The organism is Knoellia sp. B-D-2 (assembly GCF_057714695.1).
The window spans coordinates 3673163-3687355 of record NZ_CM173189.1; the positions used below are offsets into that span (position 1 = coordinate 3673163).

A 14193-nucleotide genomic window follows, 5' to 3' on the forward strand; every position below is an offset into this window, starting at 1 on the left:
GCCCGAAAGATAGTCCTTCACCGGTGGCCGGATGTCAGCCGACGACGACCTCGAGCCCAGGTGCCTGCACGTCCACGACCTCTCCGTCTGCGTTCACCGAGACCGACACCTCGACGTCGCCGACCCGGATCCCCCGCACCGTCGTCGCGCCGAACGGCGCCGGGCTGATCGGGGCGATCGCGAGGGTGCGGTTCGGGGCGTCGGCGCTGAGGCCGAGCCCCACCTCGACGAGTGCGCCCGCAGAGGCCGCGGCCCACGCCTGCGGCCGACACGACGCGGGGTAGGGCACCGGGCGCCCCATGAGCAGCTCTCCCCCGAACAGCTCGGGCCACCGGTTGCCCGTCCACGAGCCGACCTCCACGAGGGCGCCGAGCACCCGTGCGGCCTCGTCCGTGAAGCCCTCCTGGGCCAGCCCGAGAGCCGCGATGGCGTTGTCGTGCGTCCAGACCGATCCGGTGTGGTAGCCGACGGGGTTGTATGCCGGGTTGTCCCGGGACAGGGTGCGCACCCCCGCCGCGCCGAGCATGTCCGGAGCGGTGAGGACGTGCGCCGTGCGTCGGGCCTCGGGAGCGCTGAGCACGCCCGTCCCGAGGACGTGTCCCATGTTGCTCCCGACCCCGTCGACGGGCCGGCCGTCGCCGCCGATCGCCATCGAGAGGTGGCGGACCGACGGAGAGTCGACCCAGAACCGTTCGCGCAGCGTGTCCGTCAGCTCGTCGGCCCACGTGCGCCACGGGTCGCCGGACTCACCGAGGACGGACTCGAAGAGGTGTGCCGCACCGCGAGCCGCCGCGACGGCATACGCCTGGGTCTCCACGAGGGCGATGGGAGCGTCGGCGATCGTGCCGTCGCTGCGGCGCATCGAGTCCCCAGAGTCCTTCCACCCCTGGTTCTCCAGACCGGAACCGGTCTCGTCGACGTAGCGCAGCAGCCCGTCCCCGCGCTCGGCCTCTGCGCGCATCCACGACAGGGCGGCACGGAGGTTCGGCTCAAGCTCGCGGACGACCTGCTCGTCCAGGCCCCACCGCCAGGCGTCGTGCAGCAGCCGGACCCAGAGCGGCGTGGCGTCGACCGAGCCGTAGTAGACCGGCGGCAACGTCATGCCCGTCACCGGGTCGACGTAGGTGCTGCGCCGCACCTCGTGCAGGATCTTGCCCGGCGCGGACGCGGTGGCGCTGTCATTCACCGTCCCCTGGCGACGCGCCAGTGCCCGCAGGGTCCCTCGGGCGAGGTCGGTGCCGAACGGGAGCATGAAGCGGGCCGTCCACAGGGAGTCGCGGCCGAACAGCGTGAGGTACCAGGGCGTCCCTGCTGCGGCGAAGACGTCCCCGGGCGACTCTGGGTCGGTGAGCAGGAGCCCGCGCAGGTCGACGAGCGACTGGGCCATGAGCCGTCCGGGTCGGGGGTCCGCGGACTCGATCGCCACACCATCCCAGTCGATCGCGTGCCAGCCGGCGTCGGTCGCGAAGACCGGGTTGCCGCGCCGCCGGCTCGTCACGCTGGTCCGCAAGGCCGCGGTGCTGCCCGGCCCGACCGTGGTCGACCAGACCCAGGTCGTGCCACCGTCGTCGTCGCGGCCGGCGGCCCCCTCGTCCGCCGTGAACGTCGTCGTGTGCCGCTCGTCCTCCCACGTCACACAGTCCCCCATGGCCAGGGTCGGGAGGACCTCGCCGGAGGCGCCTCCCTTGACCGTGGCCACGTCGGCGCCGTCACCACCGAGCCGGATCGAGAGCCGCACCTCGACGGGTGCCGCGGCGTGCGAGGCGATCGTCAACGTCTCGTGCATCCCCTGGTCCACCAGCACGCGTTCGCGGAGGAGCTCCACCGTCGGGTCCGCGCCCGCGTCCCCGAGTGAGCGGAGGAGGGTCGAGACCCTCGTCGTCGGGCCGGAGCTCGCCGCGGCGAGCCACGCCGGTCGCTCCCCCTCGACGCGGACCTCCCACACCGAGAGAACCCGGCGGTCGTCGACGAACAGGCCGGTGCCGGGACTGCCCGCGTCGCCGTGCCGGTCCGTCATGCTGGTGACGTTCCCCCGCACCGCGATCTCGAACTCGTGGAGCCAGGGCTGCACATAGCGGGTCATACGGACCCTCGATCCTCGGCGCCGAGATCGGCGCGCTGCATCACTTGACAGCCAAACGTGGTCGGGGTCACAGTGAGCACCTTAGCGATTTGAAGGTTCAAATTCGAGCGGATGCTCGGCAGGCCGATGATCGCACCGCTTCTCACCGTCGAGGAGGTCCGCCATGGCGACGCCGCCGTCCGCCCGCGCGCGCGCGACCGTCAACGACGTCGCCTCGGCCGCCGGCGTGTCGCGGCAGACCGTCTCGAACGCCCTCATGCACCCCGAGCGGGTCCGCCCCCAGACGCTGCAGCGGGTCCACGCCGAGATCGACCGGCTGGGCTACTCCCCCTCCACCGCCGCGAGCTCACTGCGGCAGCAACGGGCCGGCGCGGTGGGCATGGAGCTCACCGGGCAGGGGGCGGAGACGCTCAGCGACGCCTTGGCTCCGTTCCTCGTCTCGCTCACCATCTGCGCCCCGAGCCACGAGTGCCACATCGTGACGTTCGGGTCGGACCGGGGCGGCCCGGTCCTCGAGCAGTACCGCGAGATGTGGCGAAGCCGCCTCGTCGACGCCTTCGTCATCATGGACACCCACCACGACGACCCCCGCCCAGCGTGGCTGGCCGACCACGGGATCCCGTTCGCGTCGTTCGGCCGGGTCTGGGACGACCCCTCGTTCACCGCCTGGGCCGACGTCGACGGCCGCGCGGGGACCGACGCCGCGGTGGAGCACCTCGTGTCACGCGGCTACGGCCCCATCGGGTTCCTCGGCTGGCCCGCGGGCTCCCTCGTCGGCGACGAGCGCCACCAGGGATGGGTCGACGCCACGTCCCGCCACGACCGCGCGGACCCCTCCCTGCAGGCCACGACCGAGCAGCGGTTCCCCGACGCGATCGCCGCGGCCGGCCCCCTGGTCGAGCGGGTCGGGCGCGGCGGCGCGGTCGTCTGCGCCTCGGACATGCTCGCCCTGGCCGTCCACGAGGTCCTCCTCACCCGCGGGATGACACCGGGCCGAGACGTGGGGATCGTCGGCTTCGACGGCTCCCAGTCCGCCCGCGCCCACGGCGTCACCAGCATCGCCCAGCCCTACCGGGCCATCGCCGACGAGCTGCTCACCCAGGTCCACGACCAGCTGACGACCGGTCGTGGGCACGCCACCGGCTCCATGCTCACCCCGACCCTCGTCCGGGGCTCCAGCTCACAACCCTGATCTCCCACCATCCCTGCCACCCACCACCAGGAGAAGTCATGAACACCAACCGCGCTCGCCGCTCCCGCGCCGCCATCGTCTGCGCCGCAGGCGTCGTCCTCTCCCTCGCCGCGTGCGGCGGCGGAGGAGGGTTCGAGGAGGAGTCCTCGGCCCCGCAGCAGTCGACCGGACCCGCCAAGCTCCAGATCCTCATCGGAACCTCGGGTGACGCCGAGACCGCCGCGGTCAAGGCCGCTGCGGACGGGTGGGCGAAGAAGACCGGCAACACCGCCGAGGTCCTCGTCGCCTCCGACCTCAACCAGCAGCTCGGCCAGGGCTTCGCCGGTGGGACCCCGCCGGACATCTTCTACGCCGACGCGGCCCGCATCGGCGACTTCGCCAAGGCCGGGAACCTCTTCGCCTACGGCGACCAGGTCAAGGACGCGGGCTTCCTCGACAGCCTCATCAAGACCTACACGTACGACGACAAGCTGCAGTGCGCACCCAAGGACTTCTCGACGCTGGCGCTCGTCATCAACACCGACCTGTGGACCAAGGCCGGCCTCACCGACGCCGACATCCCCAAGGACTGGGCCGGTCTCGAGGCAGCCGCCACCAAGCTCACCAGCGGCAAGGTCACCGGCCTCGTCGTCAGCGGCGAGTGGGCCCGTCTCGGGGTCTTCATGCGGCAGGCGGGTGGCTGGGTCGTCAACGAGGACGGCACCGAGGTCACGGCCGACTCCGCCGAGAACCTCGCGGGGCTCACCCAGGCCAAGAAGATGATCGCGGCGGGGACGATGAAGTACGCCAAGGAGGTCGACTCCGGCTGGGGCGGAGAGGCGCTCGGCAAGGGCGTCGCGGCCATGACGATCGAGGGCAACTGGATCCGCGGCGCCCTCACCAAGGACTTCCCCAACATCAAGTCCAAGGTCGTCGAGCTCCCCGAGGGCCCCGCCGGGAAGGGCACCCTCCTCTTCAGCAACTGCTGGGGCATCGCCGCCAAGTCCAAGGCGCAGGCCGCCGCAGTCGACCTCGTCAAGACGCTGACGTCGACCACGCAGCAGATGGAGTTCGCCAAGGCCTTCGGCGTCATGCCGTCGACGAAGGAGGGCAGCCAGCAGTACGCGCAGCAGTTCCCCAACGACGCCGCCTTCGCCGCCGGCGGTGAGTACGGTCAGGGCCCGGTCAACGCCCCCGGGTTCGACCCGGTCATGGCCGCGTTCAACACCGACCTCGAGCAGCTGAAGGTCAAGGAGCCCAAGGCCATCCTCGAGAGCCTGCAGAAGAACGGCGCCTCCGCCCTCGGCGGGAAGTGACCGATGTCAACAGCCACCACACCCCGCCGCGGCCGGAAAGCTCCCGGCCGCGGCGGTACCCGCGGGGGTGAGACCACCGCCGGATGGCTGTTCACCGCCCCCATGCTCGTCATCCTCGGGATCTTCCTGTTCATCCCGGTGCTCATGGCCTTCTACGTGAGCCTGACCAGCTGGAACGGCAACGGCTCGCCGTTCACGGGTGGGGGCAACGCGAAGTTCGTCGGGGTCGACAACTACACCTCCCTCTTCGCCGAGGACGGTCTTCGTCGGCAGAACTTCATGCAGAGCCTCGGCAACAACTTCTGGTTCGTCTTCTTCGTCGTCCCCCTCCAGACCGCGTTGTCGTTCTTCCTCGCCATCATCGTCAACAACAAGTTCCTCAAGGGCAAGAGCTTCTTCCGCACCGCGTTCTACTTCCCCTCGGTGACCAGCTCCATCGCCATCTCGGTCGTCTTCATCTTCCTCTTCGCGAACTCGGGGGCGGTCAACGCCGTCCTGGGCAAGCTCGGGGTCGACGGCCCGGCGTGGTTCAGCGACTCGCGTGGGCTGTTCCACATCGCCGCCGGAGGGGTCGGCGTCGACACGGCCCCGGGCTTCGCCCAGGCCGAGGTGTTCGGCCGGAGCCTATGGGACTGGTTCTCCGGACCGTCGGTGGCCATGTGCGTCGTCATCATCCTCGTCATCTGGACGACGACGGGCACGTTCATGCTCATGTTCCTCGCGGCCCTGCAGGACGTCCCGGTCGAGGTCGAGGAGGCCGCGATGCTCGACGGCACCACGGGGTGGCAGAAGATGCGTCACGTCACGGTGCCGATCCTCAAGCCGGCCTTCTTCCTCGTGACGACCCTCGGGCTCATCGGCACGTGGCAGATCTTCGACCAGATCTACGTCATGGGCAAAGGCGCGCCGGCGAACACGACGTTGACGCCGGCGTTCCTCTCCTACAAGCAGGCGTTCACGACCCTCGACTACGGCACGGGGGCGGCGATCTCGTTCGTCGTCTTCGCCCTCATCATCGCCCTCACCTCCGGCCAGCGATGGCTCCTGCGAGACCGTGACGTGCCGTCGAGGCGCAAGGCGAGAGCGGCGAGCATCGCGGCCTCCAACACCCAGACCGGAGCAAGGAAATGACCCTCCGCACACCCCAGTGGAAGCTGCTGGTGCTCTATGGCCTGCTCATCCTGTTCGCGATCGGGTTCATCTACCCGTTCTTCATCCAGATCGCGACCTCGTTCAAGTCCAACCCGGCAGCCACGGAGGACCCGCTCAGCCTGATCCCCAACCCGCTGGACCTCGACGCCTGGCGGCGGATCTTCGGACTCGAGGGCGGCTCGGCGGTTCCCATCCCCCTGTGGACCATGAACTCCTTCTTCGTGGCCTCCGTCGTCACGGTCCTGCGGGTCTTCCTCGACAGCCTCGCCGGGTACGCACTGTCGCGGCTGAAGTTCCGCGGCCGCGGCTTCATGTTCGCGACGGTGCTCGCCGTGATGAGTGTGCCCGGGGTGGCGCTGCTCCTTCCCCGGTTCCTCATCGTCAACTACCTGGGCATCTACGACACCTACACCGCGATGATCCTGCCCCTCATCGTCGATGCCGCCGGCGTCTTCATCATGAAGCAGTTCTTCGACTCGATCCCCATCTCGATCGAGGAGGCCGCCCGCATCGACGGAGCCAGCGTCTTCCGCACCTTCTGGTCGGTCGTGCTCCCCATGGCGAAGCCGGCCATCATCACCCTGACGATCCTGTCGTTCCAAGGCTCCTGGAACGAGTTCACCCACTTCCTCGTCGTCACGCAGGACGTCGAGAAACGCACCCTCGTCACCGGCCTGGCGAGCCTTGCCAGTGGCGAGCTCAGCGCGGGGACGCAGTACCCGCTCAAGCTGGGGGCAGCACTGATCACGACGATCCCGGTCGCGATCCTGTTCTTCGTCTTCCAGCGCCACTTCACCTCGGGCGCCAACGAGGGCGGGGTCAAGGGGTGAGCCACTGACCACGGTCGGGCCGCACCGGTAGCGTCTCGTCATGGACATCGAACGCTCCGACCTCATCGAGTTCCTGCGGGCGCACCGCCAGTTCCTGCGGTTCACCGTGCAGGGCATCACCGACGACCAGGCGCGGGAGCGCACCACGGTCAGCGAGCTGACCCTCGGCGGTCTCATCAAGCACGTCGCCGCCACCGAGCGGCAGTGGGCGAGCTTCATCACCGACGGCCCGCAGCAGGGAGGGCGGGTCGACTGGGAGAGCGTCGACTGGAGCGACCCGCCGCCGGAGGTCCGCGCGTTCATGGACACCCACCGGATGACCGAGGACGAGACCCTCGAGGGCCTGCTCGCGACCTACGACGAGGTCGCCGCGGCGACCGACTCCCTCGTGGAGACGCTTCCCGACCTCGATGCGAGCCAGCCGCTGCCGGAGGCCCCGTGGTACGAGCCGGGTGCGCGCTGGACGGCGCGCCGGGTCCTGCTCCACATCGCCGCCGAGACCGCGCAGCACTCGGGCCACGCCGACATCATCCGCGAATCCCTCGACGGCCAGAAGACGATGGGCTGATCCCGCCGACCCGTCTCGACCCCCCGGGCGGAGAACGCACGACGCCGGTATGCCGTGAGCTCACGGCATACCGGCGTCGTCGTCTCCCGACGGGGTCGGGACTACTTCACGAGCGAACGCAGGACGTACTGGAGGATGCCGCCGTTGCGGTAGTAGTCGGCCTCACCGGGGGTGTCGATCCGCAGGACCGCGTCGAAGCTCACGTCCTCGCCGCCCTCCTTGGAGGCGACGACCCTGACCGTCTTCGGCGTGCGGCCCTCGTTGAGCTCGGTGACGCCGGAGACCGAGAAGGTCTCCGTGCCGTCGAGCCCGAGCGAGTCGGCGTTCTGGCCCTCGGGGAACTGCAGTGGCAGCACGCCCATGCCGATGAGGTTGGAGCGGTGGATGCGCTCGTAGCTCTCGGTGATGACGGCCCGCACGCCGAGGAGGGCGGTGCCCTTCGCGGCCCAGTCACGCGAGGAGCCGGAGCCGTACTCCTTGCCGGCCAGGATGACGAGCGGGGTGCCCGCCGCCTGGTAGCTGGCGGACGCGTCGAAGATCGTGCTCTGCTCTCCGCCCTGGGTGAAGTCGCGGGTGAAGCCACCCTCGACCCCGTCGAGGAGCAGGTTCCTGAGCCGGATGTTCGCGAAGGTGCCGCGGATCATGATCTCGTGGTTGCCGCGTCGTGAGCCGTAGGAGTTGAAGTCCTTGCGCTCGACGCCGTGGTCCGCGAGGTACCTGCCGGCGGGGCTCTCGGTCTTGATCGCACCGGCCGGGCTGATGTGGTCGGTCGTCACCGAGTCGCCGAGCTTCGCGAGGACGCGGGCGCCCTCGATGTCGGTGACCGGGGTCGTCTCCATCTGCATGCCGTCGAAGTACGGGGGCTTGCGGACGTAGGTCGACTCGGGGTCCCACTCGAAGGTGTTGCCCTCGGGGGTGGGCAGGCTCTGCCACCGCTCGTCCCCGGCGAAGACGTCGGCGTAGTCGTCGGTGAAGAGCTTCTGGCTGATGGCACCGGCGATGGTGGACTCGACGTCGGTCGGGCTCGGCCAGATGTCCTTGAGGAAGACGTCCTTGCCGTCGTGGTCCGTGCCGAGCGAGTCGGTGTCGAAGTCGAAGTCCATCGTCCCGGCGAGGGCGTAGGCGATGACGAGGGGCGGCGACGCGAGGTAGTTCATCTTCACGTCGGGGTTGATCCGGCCCTCGAAGTTGCGGTTGCCCGACAGGACCGACACGACGGCGAGGTCGTGCTCGTTCACGGCCCGGCTGACCTCGTCGATGATCGGGCCGGAGTTGCCGATGCAGGTCGTGCAGCCGTAGCCGACGAGGTGGAAGCCGAGCTTCTCGAGGTAGGGCCACATGCCGGCCTTCTCGTAGTAGCCGGTGACGACCTTGGAGCCGGGGGCCATCGAGGTCTTGACCCACGGGGCGACGGTGAGACCCCTGTCGACCGCGTTCTTGGCGAGCATGGCCGCCGCCATCATGACCGACGGGTTCGAGGTGTTGGTGCACGACGTGATCGAGGCGATCGCGACGATGCCGTGGTCGACCTCGGTCGCCTGGCCGTCGATGGTGATCGCGACCCTGCGCGTCGGCCGGTCGAGGCCGTTGCCCTGGTCGGCCGGCTTGTCTCCGCCGTTCTGGCCCTCGGGCGAGCCCTGCGGCGTCGGGTCGCTCGCGGGGAACGACGTCGCGTCGCCCTCGTCGCCCTCCTGGTGCGAGACGTAGGTCGGCAGGACCTTGCGGAAGGACTCCTTCGCGGCGGTGAGCGAGATCCGGTCCTGCGGGCGCTTCGGCCCGGCGATGGAGGGGACGACCGTGGACAGGTCGAGCTCGAGGCGCTCGGAGTAGCGGGCCTCGGGCTGGTCCGGCCCCGCGTGGAGCCACATGCCCTGCTCCTTGGCGTAGGCCTCGACGAGGGCGACCGACTCCTCGGAGCGGCCGGTGAGGCGCAGGTACTCCAGCGTCACGTCGTCGATCGGGAAGATCGCGCACGTCGACCCGAACTCCGGGCTCATGTTGCCGATCGTGGCGCGGTTGGCCAGCGGGACGGCCCCGACACCCTCACCGTAGAACTCGACGAACTTCCCGACGACACCGTGCTTGCGCAGCATCTCGGTGATCGTGAGGACGACGTCGGTGGCCGTCGCACCCTGGGGCACCGAGCCGGACAGCTTGAAGCCGACGACGCGCGGGATGAGCATCGAGACGGGCTGGCCGAGCATGGCCGCCTCGGCCTCGATGCCGCCGACGCCCCAGCCGAGGACGCCGAGACCGTTGACCATCGTCGTGTGGCTGTCGGTGCCGACACAGGTGTCGGGGTAGGCCAAGGTCACGGACCCGTCGGCAGTGTTCTCCGTGCGCGTCATGACGGTGCGGGCGAGGTGCTCGATGTTGACCTGGTGGACGATGCCGGTGCCCGGCGGGACGACCTTGAAGTCGTCGAACGCGGTCTGGCCCCAGCGGAGGAACTTGTAGCGCTCGTGGTTGCGCTGGTACTCGATCTCGACGTTGCGCTCGAAGGCGTCCGAGCGACCGAACACGTCGATGATGACGGAGTGGTCGATGACGAGCTCGGCGGGCGCGAGCGGGTTGATCTTCTCGGGGTTGCCGCCGAGGTCGGCGACGGCCTCGCGCATGGTGGCGAGGTCGACGACGCAGGGCACGCCGGTGAAGTCCTGCATGATCACGCGCGCCGGCGTGAACTGGATCTCGGTGTCGGGCTGGGCGTTCTCGTCCCAGCCGCCGAGGGCGCGGATGTGGTCGGCGGTGATGTTGGCGCCGTCCTCGGTCCGCAGAAGGTTCTCGAGGAGGACCTTGAGGCTGTACGGCAGAGTCTCGCTGCCCTCGACCGCCGAGAGGCGGTAGATGTCGTAGGCCTTGTCACCCACCTGGAGTTCGCCGTGTGCCTTGAAGCTGTCAGTGCTCGTCACGAGCCTGCTCCTTCCACGCGTCATCGCGTCTGATCGACCATTTATCTTGATGTCAAGATACTATGGTGAGCCGTCCCTGTCCACCTTCCCACGCCCGGTCCGGGCTCACGAGTGCTGCGGCCCGAAGATCGCCACGCACTCGACGTGGTGGGTCATCGGGAACGCGTCGAAGGCGCGCAGCGACCCGAGCGTGTAGCCACGACCCATGAGGTATGCCGTGTCGCGGGCCAACGCTGCCGGGTCGCACGCCACGTAGGCGAGGGCTCGGGGCCCGAGGGCGACGACGGCGTCGACGACCGCCTTGCCCGCCCCGGTGCGCGGCGGGTCGAGGACGACGACGTCGGCCGACGGCGGGAGGTCGCTGTGCGGACGGCGGGGTGTGGCGCGCCGACGGCCTCGCCGGGGGCCGGCGACGCGACCGGTCGACTCGACGCCGAAGACGTGGTCGACGCGGCCCTGGACGTAGTGGACCCACGGCGTGGACTCGAGGTTGAGGCGCGCCTGCGCGACCGCGGCCGGGTCGGACTCGACGGCGACGACCTGCCCGCCCTCCCCCACCGCGAGGGCGAGGGCCGACGCGAAGACGCCGACGCCGGCGTAGAGGTCGAGGCAGCGCTCGCCCGCACGAGGCTGCACCCCGTCGAGGACCGCGTCGACGAAGGTGGCGGCCGCACCGGGGTGGACCTGCCAGAAGCCACGGGCACTCACGTCGACGTCACGGGACAGAGCCCGTGCCTCTACGCGTTCGGTCACGACAGGCGCGTCGTCGGCACCGGACGGGACGCGGACGACGACGGGCGACCCGACGCCCGGCGCGACGACGTCGACGGCCTTCTCCCCGGACCAGTCGCCCTGCAGCACACCGGTGCCGATGACCCGCTCGCTCGCGATGAGGCAGTCGTCGACGGGCAGGATGTCGTGGGAGCGATGACGTCGCATGCCGGCCCGGCCGGAGGGGTCGACGGCGAACTCCGTGCGGGTGCGCCACCGCAGTCCGTCGGCGTCGCCGGGCACGGGCTCGACCGTGACCTCACGGTCGAGACCGGCCAGGCGGCGCAGCTGCTCCTGCACGACCGCCGCCTTGAGCCGCCGCTGCTCGGGGACCCGGACGTGCTGGAAGTCGCAGCCCCCGCAGAGTCCGGGGCCGGCATACGGGCAGGGCGGTTCGAGCCGCTCCGGTGAGGCGTCGAGCACCGCGACGGCGTCCGCGCGCAGGAACCGGTCCCCCGCACCGCCCTCGGTGACGCGGGCCCGCACGCGCTCGCCGGGGATCGCGTGCCGCACGAACAGGACCCGGCCCTCGTGGCGGGCGACGACGAACCCGCCGTGGGCGATCGGCCCCGCGTCGACCTCGACCTCGTCACCGACGCCGAGCGCGTCCGCGGCGGGGACGGGCGGCGTCCCCTCGCTCATCCTTCGCCGCGCCGCACGTCACCGGCGACCGGACCGTCGAGCCGGTCCTCGACCCCCGCGGACGAGGCGAGCTGCCAGGGCACGCTCGAGACCATGACGCCCGGCGTGAAGAGCAGCCGGGTCCGCAGGCGCAGCGCGCTCTGGTTGTGGAGCACCTGCTCCCACCAGTGGCCGAGGACGTACTGGGGGATGTAGACGACGACGAGGTCGCGCGGGTTGTCGCTGCGCACGGACTTGACGTAGTCGACGACCGGTCGGGTGATCTCGCGGTACGGGGACTCGAGCACCTTGAGCGCCACGGGGATGTCGCGGGTGTCCCACTCGCGCTGGAGCGTCGCGGTCTCGTCGGGGTCGACGTCGACGGTGAGCGCCTCGAGGATCGAGGGGCGGGTGGCGCGCGCGTAGGAGAGGGCCCGCAGCGTCGGCTTGTGGATCTTGGACACGAGGACGATGGCGTGGACGCGGGACGGCAGCAGCTGCGCCTTCGTGTCCCCCGGCACCACGGCGAGCTCGCTGCGGACGTGGTCGTAGTGCTTGCGGATCGCGACCATGATCGCGAAGAGCACGGCCATCGCCGCGATCGCGTAGCCGGCGCCGTGGAGGAACTTCGTCGCGAGCACGACGACCAGGACGAGCCCGGACATGGCCGCGCCGACACCGTTGATGATCCGGCTGCGCTGCATGCGCGCCCGCGCTCGCCGGTCGCGCTCCAGCGCCAGGTGGCGGTTCCAGTGCCGCACCATGCCGATCTGGCTCAACGTGAACGAGACGAAGACCCCGACGATGTAGAGCTGGATGAGCTTGCTGACCTGCGCGTCGTAGAGCGCGATGAGGACCGCGGCCGCCCCGGCGAGCAGGAGGATGCCGTTGGAGAAGGCGAGCCGGTCGCCGCGGGTGTGGAGCTGTCGCGGCAGGAAGCCGTCGCGGGCGAGGATCGAGCCGAGCACCGGGAAGCCGTTGAAGGCGGTGTTGGCGGCGAGCACGAGGATGAGCCCGGTGACGATCGAGACGAGGACGACGCCGGGGTGGAAGTTGTCGAACACCGACTTGGCGACCTGGCCCATGACGGTGTCCTGGATGTGGCCCTCCCCGAGCGGCCGACCGTCCTGGAGCAGCTGGGTCTCGGGGTCCTCGGCGATCTTGACGCCGGTCCAGCGCGCCAGCGCGATCATCGAGACGAGCATCGTGATCGCCACGCCGCCCATGAGCGCCAGCGTCGTCGCGGCGTTGCGGCTCTTGGGCTTCTCGAACGCCGGCACCCCGTTGGAGATCGCCTCGACCCCGGTGAGGGCGGCGCAGCCCGAGGAGAAGGCGCGCAGGAGGAGGAAGGCCATCGCCGCCGTGCCGAGGGCACCCATGCCCTCGACGGGCGCGAGCTCGTATGCCGCGCTCTCGGCGGGAGGGAGCGTCCCGGCGGCCTCCCGGAAGAAGCCGATGACGGCCATGCCGATGATGGTGGCCATGAAGAGGTAGGTCGGGATGGCGAACGCCTTGCCCGACTCGCGCACACCGCGCAGGTTCATCGCCGTGAGCAGCACGACGATCGTCACCGCCGCGGCCACCTCGTGCCCGCGCAGGAAGGTGAACGCCGACGCCGCGTTCTGCACTCCGGAGGACACCGAGACGGCGACGGTGAGGACGTAGTCGACGAGCAGGGCGCTGCCCACGGTGAGCCCGGCCCGAGGGCCGAGGTTGACGCTGGCGACCTCGTAGTCCCCGCCACCGGAGGGGTAGGCGTGGACGTTCTGGCGGTAGCTGAGCACGACGACGGCCATGACGACGACCACCCCGAGGGCGATCTCCCACGAGTGGGTCGCGGCGAGGGCGCCGCCCGCGAGCCCCAGGGTCAGCAGGATCTCGTCGGGCGCGTAGGCCACGGACGAGAGGGCGTCACTGGCGAAGACCGGGAGCGCCAGTCGTTTCGGGAGAAGGGTCTCCCCCAGGCGGTCCGACCGCATCGCGCGGCCGAGAATGACGCGCTTGACGACGCGACCCGATGAGCTCACGGCGCCACTCTATGCACCTGCGCGCCGCGACGCGGTCCGGGTGCGCCGGTGTAGCGTCGAAGCGTGCATTTCGTCATCATGGGCTGCGGCCGCGTCGGTTCCTCCCTGGCCCGAGCCCTCGAGCGGGCCGGCCACGAGGTGGCCATCATCGACCAGGACGAGACGGCCTTCCGCCGGCTGGGGACGTCCTTCGAGGGGCGGCGTGTCGTTGGGGTGGGTTTCGACCGGGACACGTTGCGGCAGGCGGACATCGAGAAGGCCTACGCCTTCGCGGCGGTCTCCAGCGGTGACAACTCCAACATCCTCGCGGCCCGGGTGGCCCGCGAGAAGTTCGGCGTCGAGAACGTCGTCGCCCGCATCTACGACCCCGGTCGCGCCGAGATCTACCAGCGCCTCGGCATCCCCACCGTGGCCACCGTGAAGTGGACGAGCGACCAGGTGCTGCGTCGGCTGCTCCCCCAGGGCCACGTGCCCGAGTACACCGACCCCAGCGGCCGGGTCGTCATCGCCGAGATGCCGATCAACGAGGCCTGGGTCGGGCACCGCCTCTTCGACCTCGAGAAGGCGGCGGGTGGGCGCGTGGCCTACGTCAGCCGTCTGGGCGAGGGTCTCATCCCCGGGGCCGACACCGTCTTCCAGGACGGCGACCTCGTCCACCTCGCCCTCGACCGGGACCACCTCGCCGAGGCGGAGCGGGTCCTCGACGCCGCCCCCACCACCCGCTGACAGCTAGGACCCCACC

Annotated in this window: 10 protein-coding genes; 6 read left to right on the plus strand and 4 right to left on the minus strand. The window is 70.3% G+C overall.

Annotation, left to right across the window (positions count from 1 at the left end):
- Positions 1–34: 34 nt before the first annotated feature.
- Positions 35–2083, minus strand: coding sequence for an amylo-alpha-1,6-glucosidase (locus AC3EU2_RS17420; RefSeq protein WP_488177534.1), 2049 nt, complete (start codon positions 2081–2083; stop codon positions 35–37).
- 163 nt (positions 2084–2246) lie between these two features.
- Between AC3EU2_RS17420 and AC3EU2_RS17425 the strand changes: the two genes are divergently transcribed.
- The 5 genes from AC3EU2_RS17425 to AC3EU2_RS17445 are packed head-to-tail and all read left to right on the plus strand — an operon-like array spanning position 2247 to position 7120.
- Complete coding sequence (locus AC3EU2_RS17425; RefSeq protein ID WP_488177535.1) at positions 2247–3275, plus strand: LacI family DNA-binding transcriptional regulator; 1029 nt, start codon at positions 2247–2249, stop codon at positions 3273–3275.
- A 38-nt stretch (positions 3276–3313) separates the two neighbouring features.
- Positions 3314–4570: an extracellular solute-binding protein gene (locus AC3EU2_RS17430; protein ID WP_488177536.1), complete on the plus strand. Its 1257-nt coding sequence runs from the start codon at positions 3314–3316 to the stop codon at positions 4568–4570.
- Positions 4571–4573: 3 nt separating this feature from the next.
- Positions 4574–5701, plus strand: coding sequence for a carbohydrate ABC transporter permease (locus AC3EU2_RS17435; protein WP_488177537.1), 1128 nt, complete (start codon positions 4574–4576; stop codon positions 5699–5701).
- A complete protein-coding gene (locus AC3EU2_RS17440; protein ID WP_488177538.1) occupies positions 5698–6552 on the plus strand; it encodes a carbohydrate ABC transporter permease in 855 nt (284 codons plus the stop codon). The genes AC3EU2_RS17435 and AC3EU2_RS17440 overlap by 4 nt, the downstream gene beginning before the upstream one ends.
- Before the next feature lie 40 nt (positions 6553–6592).
- Positions 6593–7120 carry a DinB family protein gene (locus tag AC3EU2_RS17445; protein ID WP_488177539.1) on the plus strand — a complete coding sequence of 176 codons (528 nt, stop codon included), beginning with the start codon at positions 6593–6595 and terminating at the stop codon, positions 7118–7120.
- Positions 7121–7221: 101 nt separating this feature from the next.
- Here AC3EU2_RS17445 and AC3EU2_RS17450 read toward each other — a convergent pair whose 3' ends face one another.
- From AC3EU2_RS17450 to AC3EU2_RS17460, 3 genes are all read right to left on the minus strand, one after another.
- Positions 7222–10032 carry an aconitate hydratase gene (locus AC3EU2_RS17450; protein ID WP_488177540.1) on the minus strand — a complete coding sequence of 937 codons (2811 nt, stop codon included), beginning with the start codon at positions 10030–10032 and terminating at the stop codon, positions 7222–7224.
- A gap of 105 nt (positions 10033–10137) precedes the next feature.
- Positions 10138–11445, minus strand: coding sequence for a class I SAM-dependent RNA methyltransferase (locus AC3EU2_RS17455; RefSeq protein ID WP_488177541.1), 1308 nt, complete (start codon positions 11443–11445; stop codon positions 10138–10140).
- Positions 11442–13451, minus strand: a complete 2010-nt coding sequence (locus tag AC3EU2_RS17460) for an APC family permease (RefSeq protein ID WP_488177542.1) — start codon at positions 13449–13451, stop codon at positions 11442–11444. Before AC3EU2_RS17460 ends, AC3EU2_RS17455 begins: the two co-directional genes overlap by 4 nt.
- Before the next feature lie 63 nt (positions 13452–13514).
- Between AC3EU2_RS17460 and AC3EU2_RS17465 the strand changes: the two genes are divergently transcribed.
- Positions 13515–14177 (plus strand): potassium channel family protein, encoded by a 663-nt coding sequence (locus tag AC3EU2_RS17465; protein ID WP_488177543.1) that lies wholly within the window; start codon positions 13515–13517, stop codon positions 14175–14177.
- The last annotated feature ends 16 nt before the right edge of the window (positions 14178–14193 follow it).